14 protein-coding genes and 1 pseudogene are annotated in these 12,742 nt (G+C 43.2%); 5 read left to right on the forward strand and 10 right to left on the reverse strand.

Annotated elements, in window-relative coordinates; all coding sequences use genetic code 11:
• From RG959_RS17700 to RG959_RS17710, 3 genes are all read right to left on the reverse strand, one after another.
• Window positions 1-193, reverse strand: a 193-nt coding sequence (locus RG959_RS17700; protein WP_342798248.1) for a hypothetical protein, incomplete at its 3' end; no start/stop codon positions are given.
• 598 nt (window positions 194-791) lie between these two features.
• Window positions 792-2,831, reverse strand: coding sequence for a molybdopterin oxidoreductase family protein (locus RG959_RS17705; RefSeq protein ID WP_342798307.1), 2,040 nt, complete (start codon window positions 2,829-2,831; stop codon window positions 792-794).
• A gap of 109 nt (window positions 2,832-2,940) precedes the next feature.
• Window positions 2,941-3,384: a GNAT family N-acetyltransferase gene (locus RG959_RS17710; protein WP_342798249.1), complete on the reverse strand. Its 444-nt coding sequence runs from the start codon at window positions 3,382-3,384 to the stop codon at window positions 2,941-2,943.
• A gap of 131 nt (window positions 3,385-3,515) precedes the next feature.
• On the opposite strand from RG959_RS17710, the gene RG959_RS17715 reads away from it, so the two are divergent.
• The 3 genes and pseudogenes from RG959_RS17715 to RG959_RS17725 all read left to right on the forward strand — a co-directional run.
• Window positions 3,516-3,713: a hypothetical protein gene (locus RG959_RS17715; protein WP_342798250.1), complete on the forward strand. Its 198-nt coding sequence runs from the start codon at window positions 3,516-3,518 to the stop codon at window positions 3,711-3,713.
• 18 nt (window positions 3,714-3,731) lie between these two features.
• Window positions 3,732-4,010: a response regulator gene (locus RG959_RS17720; RefSeq protein WP_342798251.1), complete on the forward strand. Its 279-nt coding sequence runs from the start codon at window positions 3,732-3,734 to the stop codon at window positions 4,008-4,010.
• 124 nt (window positions 4,011-4,134) lie between these two features.
• Window positions 4,135-4,341: pseudogene (locus RG959_RS17725) on the forward strand (KGG domain-containing protein); the annotation flags it as partial.
• A gap of 113 nt (window positions 4,342-4,454) precedes the next feature.
• Here RG959_RS17725 and RG959_RS17730 read toward each other — a convergent pair.
• The 4 genes from RG959_RS17730 to RG959_RS17745 are packed head-to-tail and all read right to left on the reverse strand — an operon-like array spanning window position 4,455 to window position 6,559.
• Window positions 4,455-4,625 (reverse strand): hypothetical protein, encoded by a 171-nt coding sequence (locus tag RG959_RS17730; RefSeq protein ID WP_342798253.1) that lies wholly within the window; start codon window positions 4,623-4,625, stop codon window positions 4,455-4,457.
• A 13-nt stretch (window positions 4,626-4,638) separates the two neighbouring features.
• Entirely contained in the window at window positions 4,639-5,418 is a 780-nt protein-coding gene (locus tag RG959_RS17735) for an ABC transporter permease (protein ID WP_342798254.1), read from the reverse strand.
• Window positions 5,415-6,323 (reverse strand): ABC transporter ATP-binding protein, encoded by a 909-nt coding sequence (locus tag RG959_RS17740; protein WP_342798255.1) that lies wholly within the window; start codon window positions 6,321-6,323, stop codon window positions 5,415-5,417. The genes RG959_RS17735 and RG959_RS17740 overlap by 4 nt, the downstream gene beginning before the upstream one ends.
• Window positions 6,320-6,559: a PLD nuclease N-terminal domain-containing protein gene (locus RG959_RS17745; RefSeq protein WP_342798308.1), complete on the reverse strand. Its 240-nt coding sequence runs from the start codon at window positions 6,557-6,559 to the stop codon at window positions 6,320-6,322. Before RG959_RS17745 ends, RG959_RS17740 begins: the two co-directional genes overlap by 4 nt.
• Window positions 6,560-6,753: 194 nt before the next feature.
• Here RG959_RS17745 and RG959_RS17750 point away from each other — a divergent pair, with 194 nt between their 5' ends.
• Window positions 6,754-7,290, forward strand: coding sequence for a helix-turn-helix domain-containing protein (locus tag RG959_RS17750; protein ID WP_342798256.1), 537 nt, complete (start codon window positions 6,754-6,756; stop codon window positions 7,288-7,290).
• Between the two features lie 208 nt (window positions 7,291-7,498).
• On the opposite strand, the gene RG959_RS17755 is transcribed toward RG959_RS17750, so the two are convergent.
• The 3 genes from RG959_RS17755 to RG959_RS17765 form a co-directional block, all read right to left on the reverse strand.
• Window positions 7,499-8,938, reverse strand: coding sequence for an APC family permease (locus RG959_RS17755; protein WP_342798257.1), 1,440 nt, complete (start codon window positions 8,936-8,938; stop codon window positions 7,499-7,501).
• Between the two features lie 62 nt (window positions 8,939-9,000).
• Window positions 9,001-9,549: a hypothetical protein gene (locus tag RG959_RS17760; protein WP_342798258.1), complete on the reverse strand. Its 549-nt coding sequence runs from the start codon at window positions 9,547-9,549 to the stop codon at window positions 9,001-9,003.
• Between the two features lie 61 nt (window positions 9,550-9,610).
• Window positions 9,611-11,566 (reverse strand): primary-amine oxidase, encoded by a 1,956-nt coding sequence (locus tag RG959_RS17765; protein WP_342798259.1) that lies wholly within the window; start codon window positions 11,564-11,566, stop codon window positions 9,611-9,613.
• A 190-nt stretch (window positions 11,567-11,756) separates the two neighbouring features.
• Here RG959_RS17765 and RG959_RS17770 point away from each other — a divergent pair, with 190 nt between their 5' ends.
• Window positions 11,757-12,563 carry a helix-turn-helix transcriptional regulator gene (locus RG959_RS17770; protein ID WP_342798260.1) on the forward strand — a complete coding sequence of 269 codons (807 nt, stop codon included), beginning with the start codon at window positions 11,757-11,759 and terminating at the stop codon, window positions 12,561-12,563.
• Window positions 12,564-12,742 lie beyond the last annotated feature (179 nt).

Here is a 12,742-nt window from a genome sequence, read left to right on the forward strand (position 1 = left end):
CTTTCTTGTCTTTGTCTTTCCCGTCTTTGTCTTTCTTGTCTTTGTCTTTCCCGTCTTTGTCTTTCTTGTCTTTGTCTTTCCCGTCTTTGTCTTTCCCGTCTTTTTCTTTCCAGTCTTTGTCTTTCTCGTCTTTTTCTTTCCAGTCTTTTCCTTTGTGATCCTCTTTTTTGTGTTTAGGCATGTGTTTAGGCATGTTACATCTCCCTCCTTTCACATTAAATTTGGTTGAGGTAATTTGAGGTAGAAATGAGAAATAGCTACCTGATTAAAATTATCCTCATACTACTCTATGTAACAAATGGAAATTTTGGTTGCACAATAGTCTATTTTTAAACATATATATTATTTTGTATTTAGCCAATGGCTTATATAATTCGAATATTCTTTATGATCAGTCACCACTGGGACTTGTGGTTACGATTATTTTTGTTTTATTCTGCAGAAAGACAAAGGAAGGGGAGGGAATAATTAGATCTTATACACTTTTTGAGAATAAATCGAAACAAGTTCTACCATTCGATAGTACTTTAAACACCATTGTGTTTTGCCGGTTAGCCGGCAAAATAAGTTAGGGTTAAGCTGTATAAATAAAAAACCCTTGATAATCAAGGGTTTTTACGTGTTTTATCTGTTAAGTACTAGGCAGGTTATCTTCCCCTTCCTAAACTACATGTTTCAGAACATCCTTCTTTGTTGTAAAGCCTGCTTTCTCGTGTAACTATCAACTGTCTTTGTACCATAAACAGCATTTGACACGAATTATTTTTAAAGCTCAAATTCGCTTTAATACTTTAATCTTTTGCTACATTCACACGACCGGAAAAAAAGACTGCTCCCCCACCCATATCCGACAAGCGGTCTGGTGTAAGAGAGTTGACGAGCTGGTTGGTTCCCGGTGCATCTGCCCACAGCCCTAGGGATACGACCACACCCGGCAGCACCTGGCTGCCGACCGATACAGTCAGGCAGCATTCTCCGCGCGAATTCCAAACACGTACCTGGTCTCCGTCTTCAATCCCGGCCGCTTGTGCATCTTCCACATTCATATATAACCGAGCTTCTTTTTCAAGCTGAACATGTTTTTCATTATTGGAAAACGTCGAATTTAAAAAGTTATGATTCGGCGCCGGAATGAATACATAGGGAAGCTTCTCATCTTGCTTAATCGACACATAAGTAGGCAATGGTGGAAAGCCATCCTGCTTCATTTTTTCAGAATACAATTCGATTTTCCCGCTTGGTGTCAGCAGTTTCCCTGGAAGAATTGGTTTCACATCTGCTCTTATAAACTGCTTTTCCGTCAGGGATGTATAATTGATGTGTTTAATAGATGGATTCTCCGGATAATCAAGCGCACGGTCAATTATTTCTTCGTCTGTTTCCCGGAACTCCGGCTCTTCATATCCCATTTTTTGAGCCAGCAGGCGGAACACATCAACATTCGATTTAGACTCCCCGTATGGCCCAATAACCGGCTGCTGAATTTGAACAAAATGATGCCAGTACGATGTAAAAAAGTCAGTGTTTTCATACGAAGATGAAGCCGGCAGGACAATATCCGCGTACTTGGCTGTTTCAGTTAAAAACAAATCATGGACGACAAGAAACAAATCTTCACGCTCCAGCCCTTTTCTCACCTTGTTTCCTTCTGGAGCCACCACCGCTGGATTTGTGCTGTACACAAACATGGATTTAACCGGCTGTTTAAGCTCCGTCAAAGCTCGGCCGATCTGGTTCATGTTAATACGGCGTGTGTGTTTGTTTTGGAGAAAATCCGGACGCTGCAGTGCATCGGAATTAAAAGCCAGGTACCCCGCGTTTCCTTTAATGGCTCCGCCGCCCCGCTTCAGCCACTGTCCGGTTAAAGCAGGCAGGCAGGAAATCGTGCGGATGCACATGCCGCCGTTGTCATGGTGCTGCAGGCCATTTCCAATGCGGATAAAAGAAGGTGAGGTTGTCCCGTATAAACGGGCAAGCGTATAGAGATCATCGACTGAAACGCCTGTAATCTGCGCAACCGTTTCCGGATCATACTGAACCACATGCTCCCGCAGTTCTTCAAAGCCCACTGTGTATTCTCTTAAAAAGTCTTCATCTACTAAATGCTCCGCAAACAAAATATGCATCATACCAAGCGCGAGCGCTGCATCGGTACCCGGCTTAATTGGGATAAACCAGTCCGCCATCTTTCCAGTCTGGTTTTGATGTACATCAATGACCACAATTTTGGCACCGTTTTTCCGTGCTTTTTGCGCGAGCACAACCTGGTGCATATTGGTGCTGACAGCATTGACACCCCAGAAAATGATCAGCTTGGCATGAACAGTATCCTCGGGATTTGTTCCTTTGCTGTCTCCCATTGTGTACCGGTAACCCGCTTCACCGGCTGACTGGCAGATTTTCCGGTCCAGCTGTGATGCACCGAGCCTGTAGAAAAAGCGCCGGTCCATACTTTCGGAATTGAGTACACCCATGTTGCCATAATAGCTGTATGGCAGGATGCTCTCCGGCCCATCCGTTTCGATAAGCTCTTTCCAGCGGGACGTAATCGTCTCAAGCGCTTCTTCCCACGTAATCCGTTCAAACCGGCCTTCTCCTTTTTCTCCGACACGCTTCATTGGGTATGCCAGCCGTTTTTCGTCATAAAGCCGTTCTTTTATGTTGCGAACTTTATTGCAGATACTGCCTTTTGTAACAGGATGGTTTGGGTCACCTTCTACCTTTACGATTCTGCCATTCTTTTTGTGGACCAGCAGGCCGCACTGGTCCGGACAGTCAAGTGAGCAGACCGAAGGAAACACGCCATCCGGCTGGTCTTTGTAAGCATACATCTCCATTCTCCTAACCTTCTAAAATAGATATCTGTTATTTCATCATAGCGCAGGCGAAAAAGCCTGACAATAGAGCGGCTTCAGCCCTGCTTTTTCCCAGCAATTTCTTTTAAGTTAACGATTTTACATAAGAGTAAAATTTGGTGTCTCTTTGCATGCCGACTTTTTCATACAGCGTCTGCGCAGTTATGTTATCTCTAGCTGTCTGAAGGGTGACAAATTTGGCTCCTTCGTCCTCGCAAAATTGAAAAGCGGTGTGCATCAGTGCTTTACCGATTCCTTCTTTCCGGCAATCAGGATGAACGAATAAATCATTCAAGATGTATGCCCGCTGCATGCCGACTGATGTAAACGTTGGATACAGCTGAACAAATCCAGCTGCCTTTTCTTTTTCGTATCCAATAAAAACAATCGACTCTTCCCTCTCCAATCTCTCCTTTAAAAAAGCAGCTGCTCCTTTTTCATCACTTGGCTGCCCGTAAAACACGCGATAAGCATCAAATAATGGAGAGAGTACAGGCAGATCCTTCAGCCCAGCTCTTATTATTTTCATTTGTCTTCCTCCCACTTGATTGATAAAAAAACTTTCTGTTTTATAGTATGGGAAAAAAGCGACATGTTAAAGAGATACAGTTTTTATTATTTTTCCATGTCAGATTGAAGTGCTTTATGCAGGAAGCGCGCGTGATTTATATCAGCACATTTTCTAAAGCCTTTTTACCGTCGATCCGGCTGAGCTATATGATTCTGCCGCCTTCTTTGCTTAAACGGCCCAAGCAGCGGTTTGCAGCCGTAGAACAAACAGCCTCAAATATTCACCAGCGTACAAGGGCCCATTTTATGGCTCGCGGAAACTGGGATTTTCATATTGGTAAAATGTGAAAAACATATAAACGGAAAATGCAGGTGCTTGTCACTGCTCTGCAAGGTACATTCGATCAAAATATTAAAATAACAGGCACTCAGTGGGTCCTGTATGTTTTAGTCCAATACGCTTCTTCATTCGGCGAATCAGAATTAATCGAAAAAGCCAAACAGGCTGGGGTAAAAATTTATCCTACCGCCCCTTATTTTTCAAAAGATCTTCCCTCCGTTCCTTTCATTCAACTAGGGTTCAGCGGCCTTTCGCCAGAACAAATCCGCTTGGGTGTCCACCTGCTCAAAGAAGCTTGGACATAGAGCTTTTATGTAGTGCTTTCGCTTAAATCTTAAAAAGGTGTTTAAGAGAAGAATAGGCGGGTATCATTAACACTGTACCACCAGAACCACCAGAAATTCTAAGAGAACTGAGGAGGAACTTTTAATGGCTAACAACAATAACGACAAAATGAGTCGTGAAGAAGCAGGCCGCAAAGGCGGAGAAGCTACAGCAAAGAACCATGACAAGGAATTCTATCAGGAAATTGGAAAAAAAGGTGGAGAAGCCACTGTCAAGAATCATGATAAAGAATTTTATCAAGAAATTGGCGAAAAGGGCGGAGAAGCTCGCGCTAAACAGCGCGATAACGATTAATGCCGGTTAAACACCGAAGATAATCACAAAAATCAAATCGCTATTGATCAAATCAAAAACGAGCATGCTTCGCTGTTCTAGCATGCTCGTTTTTGTGTGCTTTTGGCATCTCATACTTTAAATTTACTGATTGTTTCTCTTAACTCTTGAGCCATCCGGCTTAATGCTTCTGCAGAAGCCGACACTTCTTCCATCGCTGCATTTTGCTCTTCAGCCGAGGCAGCTACATTTTGTATGTTTCCGGCAGCCTGCTCAGAAATCTCGCTCACTCCTTTGATCATTTTCGCAGTCGTATTAAAAACGTTTTTTTGCGATCCATTTATAAGAAAAGGCAACCGTTATAATAATCCATACGACTGTTGCTGCTACACCTTTAAACATTTCTGCTTTATTCAAATGGGAGGAAAGCAATTCTATCGCCTGCAGGCTGGCACTGGCTGGATTCAGCCAACCCAACATAGGATGCAGCCCGGCCAGTATTCGAAAAGCAAGAAGACAGGCTATACTGATAAGCGCAATAACCGCTTGCCCATTAAACAAGGTACTGACCATTGCCGTAAAGGAAACAATAAAAAATACCCAGATTAAATACAAAAGCAAAGCCGGCAGTACCACTCGAAAAGGGACATCTGTAAACAAATAATCTGTATACAATAGCGAGGCGGCAAATCCAGCTGCCACGCTTAGGGCAGCTGCGGAGCAGCCGGCCGCTATTTTCCCTCCTATATAAGCTCCCACAGTAACCGGTTTTGTTAAAATGAATTTGAGCATGCCGCTCACTTTGTCTGCCTGAATAATTCCCATAGTCGAAACGACAATAATGATTAAGCCCACCTGATCAAATTGTGAGGCAAGTGTACCAGCGAGCACTTCATCTCCGCTTTGATTGGGCATCGCCGGATCAATAGTAATCCCCTGCCCTCCTCCACCTGCTTCCAAAATAGAAGGCAGAAAAAACAGCAGAACAGGCTGAGCAGCTCCTAAACCCATGAAGGCGAGCGGCATCCAAATGATTTTCGCTTCTCTTATTAATTGAATCCACTCTTTATGCCAGATCACGTAAAAAGCATTCATGCGCCTGCCACCATTCTTAAAAAGATTTCCTCCAGGGTATCTGACCTTCTTGTTCCAAAACGTAAAATGTCTACATTATTCTTCAATGCATGCCCAATCAAATGGTTTTTATATGCCTGCACATCGTCAAGCGTTACTTTAACAGTATTACCAATAAGGTCTACCTTCTGAACATAGGGCAGGCACCGGACGAGCCCCGCCCAGCCCAAGTCTCTTGGCGTAATGTCAACATACACCGCTGAATCCTCATTTCTGCATGTCAGCTCAGCCAGTGTAGTATCTTCCAGTTTTATGCCGTTTTTCATAATGACGAGCCGCTCACAAATTTCTTCTGCATCACTTAAGATATGTGTTGATACCAGTACAGTGGTGTCTTTTTTTATATCACGAATTAAATCCAACACCTCTCTTCTTCCGATTGGATCCAGCGCTGAAACCGGTTCATCCAATATAAGAAAAGACGGCTTATGAAGGAGAGCTTGCGCAATACCCAGCCTTTGTTTCATGCCCCCGGAAAAGGTGCCGACTTTTATATTCTCTTCCTGCTTGAGGCCTACCCGCGTCAGCACCGTTTCAATTTCTTTCAGAAGGTTTTTCTTTGGCATGTCTGATAGGCGCCCCATAAAAACGAGTGTTTCTTTAGCCGTCATCCAGGAATAAAGAGGTGGCTCCTGTGGAAGGTAGCCAATCTGGCGCTTCATAGAAGACAGCCTTTTTCCGTCTAGGTGCACCTCACCTTTATCTGCTGGCAGCACATCTGTAATAATATTGAGCAGCGTTGACTTTCCTGCTCCATTCGGGCCAAGCAGCCCTACACATTCTCCTTCCTCAATATGTAAAGAAACATCCTTGACAGCTGTTTTATGTTTAAACGTTTTAGTCACATGTTCAACGCTTATTTTCATCGGGCAGCGCCTCCTTTTCGTCCAATTGTGAAATATAAAATAGGACCGATCGTGTTACAAACCAGAATGATGATCATCCAAAAAAGCACATGCTCTTGTGTTTTGCGGTGCCGGTATAAATCAATTAACGCCACCACAATCAAAACCAGAGCAATGGCTATAAACGGCATAAGAATAGGCAGCACAACCGTCCAGTCGATTTCTTTCAATTCTTCCAATCCGTAATGAAGCTGCAATTGTCTCATTCCTTTCACTTTATTATCATTATCGATAATGATAACATTAAAATATGGAGAATGCATTTGTTTTTTTGGCTAAAGTTTAATATGATTTCTTTATTATCGTTACTGATAATGTTCTCAACTTTTTTCAAATGACAGTTTTTAATGCTAAAAAATAGAACATTTTTGTTCTCAAAGGAGACTTATATATGAATAAAGCGGAAATATTAATGCACCCAGTCAGAATGAAAATATCGCAGGCTCTTATGCGAAACAAAGAAAACGGCCTGACACCTTTAGAAATGGTTAAAATCATTCAGGATGTGCCTCAAGCGACACTTTACCGTCATATTAGCACCCTGCATCAAGCAGGTATCATACGTGTGACAAAAGAAAAAAAGGTCCGGTCCGTGTCTGAAAAATATTATGTATTGGACGAAGAAGCTGCCCAGCTCCATGCGGATGAGTGGAAACATTTAACGAAAGAAAAAAAGCTCAGCTATCTTTCATATTATCAGCTGTCGCTCATGACCCAGTATCAAAACTATTTGTCTATGCTAGAGAAAAAGCAACAAGCGGAAGACCTCTCCACTTTCTCGCTTATGGAATTAAAAATCGACGAGCAGCATTTTGAGGATTTTCAGAAGGAATTAAACCAGTTAATGCGCAAATATTATGATCGAAAAAATGAGGATGCTGATGCGCCAGCCCGCACGATTGCGGTAACGATTATTCCTGAGACTTAATATAAATACCTTTTAGATCCGAGTTCCAAATGAATACTATTGAATAAAAGGCTGGAATAGTAGTGAAACAGAATACAGCTGATTTTAATAGTCTAAATTCAAATTGAAAGAAACCAACAGCTGATTACAAACATTTTAAAAGTTATAAGCACAAAACAGAAGAACCTTTTACGGTCCTTCTGTTTTTCAAGAAAATATTTAGTATGCGCTACTCAGCTTCATGCAAAGAAGGCGGCAGCTTTTTAAATCCGTTTGTTCTGGAGAATAAAAAAGCGATTCCGATTGCCAGCCATACAGTTCCCAGTAGTAAAGCAAGCCTGTCCATGCCGAACCAGATATAGGCAATGACTAAAAAGCCCAACAGCGGAAGCACAAAGTATTGGATATGCTGCAGGCCGGTTGGAAGCCAGTTTGGCTGGCTGCCAAGTTTAAGCGGTGATTCTCCCTTTTTTTTAACATAGTACAGCCAAATGACAGACAAGTTTAGTGCAGCGAAGCCAAAAAAAGCTCCGTAGTTGACCAAGTTGGAAATAAGGTTGATATCCATTGTATTTCCTAATATAAATTCAATAGCTACAATAAAAATGATGTTAAAATGTGGCGTACTAAACTTTTTATTTACAGCTGCAAAAATGCTTTTCGGCAGCAGGTTATCCCGACCCATTCCATATAACAAACGGGCGCCTGCAACGGTTGCAACCAGGTTGAAAACAGCTAATGAGCTTAAAAATCCTGCTGTGAAGAAGAGGCCGAAAAGATCCCCGCCTGCCTTCTCGGAAACTTGAAGCAGTACTGTATTCATCCAATTTGCATCATTTAAATGTGTTCTCCATTCCGGAATAACCAGCATCGCCACATAGCTGCAGACTACCATGGTGACAAGGCCGATGCCAACACACATAAAGATTGCTTTGGGGATATCCCGCTTTGGTTCCTTTGTTTCTTCCGCCAGCGTTGTAATCGCATCAAATCCCAAAAAGCTTAAAACGGCCAGTGAAGTAGCTGCGACCAAGCCACTTACACTGTCAAAGTGAAAAGGCTGCATGCTGAGCAGGGTTCCTGTGCCGGCTCCATCCATATGAACCGCCTTCCCCCAAACTAAGATACACGTCCAGACTACAAATTCTCCCAGCAGCAAAAACCAGATGCCCAGCTTATTCATAAGTTCAACGCCAAATAAGTTCAAAAGCCCAATCCCTACGGAAAACACGCCTAGCAGTACCCAAAAAGGGACAGCCGGAAAATATTCCTGTACCATATAAGCGGCACTGACAGAAGTAATGGTCGGGATTAACACGTAATCCAATGTCACAACCCAGCCGGCTAAAAAGCCTAAGTGGGCATTCCATCCCCGGCCAACATAGCTGTAAACCGATCCGGATAACGGATAGTTCCTGACCATAGTGGAGTAGCTAAAGGCCGTCAGCAGCATGGCGATCCCCGCAAATAAAAAAGGAAGGGCCACCGTACCGCCTGAAGTGGCGAGCAAAACGCCAAAAATAACCGCAGGTGCCAGCGGAAGCATATAGTTCAGCCCAAAGGCCGTTAATTGAACAACAGTCATGGAGCCTTTTAATTCTTGTTCGTATCCAAATTTAGATACAGCCGAAGCCGCTTCTTCTGTGACGTTTTTTGCTTCTAATCCCATGTTGATCTCTCCTTTAACTTTTGGTTTCATAAATCAAAAAGAGTTGGAGGGGGATTCTCCTTTTAATGCATATGGTCATGTGATGACTCTTCTGCCGGCGCTTCTGTGCTGGCGGATTGCAAAAAGCCAGCCGCAGCTACTAGGCAGAAGCTTACACACATGGTGATCAACAAAGGGGTTAATTTTGGATTGAGAAGCGCCTGATTTTCTTTTGCCTGCCAAACTCTTGCCCCGTACAAACTAGCAAGATAAATCATATCCATTGCCAGCACCATCATCGTCTCTTCATTCGATGAAAGCATAACGCCGAGCATAGCACCCATCATCGCACCCATCAAGCTAGAAGCCTGTGCCTCGATCAATCCGTTGAGCCCGTAATTCTTTCCGATCAAATAAGCAGTACCTGCACTTAAAACAATGGACACAATGGTCGAGAGAGCAAGTTTATCAGGCATTAAAAGAGCGGTAACCAATCCTAGTGTTAAACTGCTTGTCGTGCCTAACAGCATCGGAAAGCATTTGGCAGCTGCTCCCTTCCCTTTTCCACGAGAAGCAAAAGAAAAATAAATACTGTATCCTGCAATCAGCATCATGTTCATTGCAAGCAGCATAGAATTCCCTCCTTTATTGTGATTTTAAAAAGGGAGCATAGTGTCTGCTCCCTTTCCGTGGTCAATTGTGGCAGGAAGATCCGCCGCTGTTGCAGGATGAAGCTTTCGAGGCAGGACGCGGAAGGTCAAGTGCCGGATTTCGGTCAAAGAAGCCCACCGGCTTTAATTGAAAATTAATATAAGCAGTCGGCATGACCGGCCAGTCTTCTGGTCGTGTAATATGGTGATGGCCCATCGTATACCAGACGACAATATCTTCGTTTTCAATATTGCGGTTTGCAGAAATATACTTTGGCAGTCCGTCTCCCCCTTTATGCTGATTCGGATAGCTGCCGGTTGCATGCATTTCCTTTTCGTTGTACTTCGTTACAAACAAATGCTTACTCAAAAAGCCGGCACGCTTCATCACGCTTGCTTCTTCATTCGCAAACGGCAGGCAGTTTTCACCAGGCATAATTTTGTAGCCGACCGGCTTGCCGACTGCGTTCAGGGAATTTGGATTGATAATTTTCCACGTCCGTTGCGAAACCAGATCCATAATCCGCTGTGCTTCCTGTTCCGTTTTAAATGTTTTTGTATCAATATAAAATGCGTTACTGTATGGATTGTCTTCTCCTTTTTTCTCAGGCAGCGTATTGATTTCAACAACCGAGTTATTGATCCCATCGAGCATCGTATCTAAGCGGAAGTTAAAGAAGTGCTGATGATAAGCAGCGTTTAAGTGCGGAGCAATCTCTGTTCCATATTTGGACATGCCGCTTTCATCGAACGTACCTGTATTGAGCATGCCTGTCAGCTTTACTTCCATTTCCATCGTTCCATCCTGATAAAAGCTCCAATAAAATCCATAATCATAGTTTCCGACTGTACAGAAAAAGGAAAGAACTAACCGGCGGGACCGGCGCACTTCTACCTGCTCGGTTCTCCAGTCCGTATGTTTCCAAGCAACCCCGTAATCTTCTTCGTGAAGACAGATGGCGTTCGGAATTTTCCGCACGTTTCCTCTGCTGTCTGTCATTAAGGCGTCAAAGTAATGAATTTCGCCAAGGCAGTCACAGCCAAGCTCCAGCGAGTTGGCCAGCTGGCCCATTCCATATTCACCGGCGTCAAACGCATTCTGCGAATTATGTGCAAAGCTCGCATCGGCATACGGCACAACCATTTCAGAAAGTGATGCCCGGTATAATATAGGACGGACTTTTCCTTTGTCTTCATAGCCGACTGTATACAGAACAAGCCCTTCTCTCGGCGTAAAGCCAAACCGAATATTCCACTTTTGCCACTTAATAAAATGACCGTCCACCTGAAAGCTTGGCCCTTCCGGCTGGATGATTTCAAGCGGTTTTAAGTCCGTTCTAAATGTAATGCTGTCAGAGGTTTCAGGTGTATAGTTGGCATCGGTCGGTGGCAGCGGGCGAACCCCATGGTCTTCAAACCGGTGCACCTCCATTTTGTTTAAGTCGACATACACCACAATACCTGTCAGCGGATATGCATACCCATTATCGTTCGGAAACTTCCGTACCCAGCAGATAGCCCGTGCTAGGCGTTTCCCTTCATCTTCTTTTATTCCGAAATTCCCGGCTGACCACGGATCTACCATTACTAAATCCGGATTTGTAATGCCCCGCTTTAAAAGCGCTTCTTGAAACTCAGGACTGTTTTTCACTACCCGCTCGCACTCTTCAAATTCATCCAGCATGACACCCGGCTGCACGCCCGGAATGTACTCCCAGCTGACCACTTTATTTTCTGTTACGGAGACGACGGCTTCATATGTTTTTTCAGACTGGTTATCTAAAATAATCATAAAAGCTTCACAAGTAATCGGATCGCCAGTCTGGTAGTTTAACACAGTCTCTTTATCTGGCTCCTTTAAGACAACGGTCACAAACCGGGCTTTTTCACTCAGATTTTTTTGTGTGCGCAAAATGGCGACGGCACTTTTAATTTCTTCTGCTGTAAGAGGCTCCAGCGGGTGATTGACGGCATTTACTACTTGATCATGTACTTGCATGAATGATTCCTCCTTGTATTTAGCTTGATTTCACTATAGATACATTTTCAGAACAATTCATTGTAAAAAACGGAACTATGTACGCATTTATCTAAATTTTCTGTCAGTTTTTCTAACATATTTGCTTCTCTCTGTAATCCTTCTTCCTATAATCGTGGTACAAAACCGAAAAAAGAGGAGGCGTACCAGCATGCTGTTACAAAGCACGGCTTTTCATCCTACTCAGCCTGAAATGATATCTCATAGTTCTTCTTACATTGAATGCAAGCCTGACAATGCCCTGTCTTCAGATATTTCGCTTTTATACGAATTTAAAATCAACGAACAATTGCCCAGCTTGCTTCCTGTTATTCCGGATGGCTGCCTGGATTTGCTTTTTTGCTGCGATCCCTCGCATCCGTTTGCAGTTGTAGCCGTCAGCCCCCGCCACCGCTGCTCTTATCACTTCCGTACCAATGTTTCTTACTTCGGGGTTCGGTTAATTCCAGATCAAACAAGCCTGCAGTTTCATTGTTCCGTAAAAGAACTTCTTCAATATGAACAACTTCCATTGTTTGAAATCGCAAAAGTTGAAGGCAGCCTGCTTGAAAAAATTGCTTCTCTCTCAACATTTCAGGAACGGGTTGCCTTTTTTTCTTCTTTTTTATTGAGCAGACAAAATGAAAAAACAGAAACCCATACCTTGGTCTCCTACTGCTTGAATATGATTTATGCCGCTAAAGGGATGATCAATATTCGGAAGCTTGCAGAAGCCACCGGATATACAGACCGGTATGTTCGAAAAAAATTCGAACAGTCCATCGGCTTTTCCCCAAAAAGCTTCAGCCAAATTGTCCGGCTGCAGTATTCTGTTCAAGAGCTGCTTTCTCAAAATATAAACATCAACAGCCTTGTTGAAAGGTGTGATTTTTACGACAAAGCCCATTTTTACAAGGATTTCGAAAAGTACATGTCTCTAACACCGATGCAATATAAGAATACTTATTCTCCAAAGTAACCCATCTAACGCTTCTGCTCTGCAGCCGGCTTTAGTTGTTGTATAAGCAAAAAATCTACTAAATGATTGTTAAAAACAAATAAAAGAGTATATTTCAGCAGCAATGCTTGAAATATACTCTTATCATGACTCACCGTATCGTCTATATTTGCGTGGAAAGCAGAACTCTGTGTTTCCAG

The sequence above is a fragment of the Domibacillus sp. 8LH genome (genome assembly GCF_038806185.1).
Classification (GTDB): Bacteria; Bacillota; Bacilli; order Bacillales; family Domibacillaceae; genus Domibacillus; species Domibacillus indicus_A.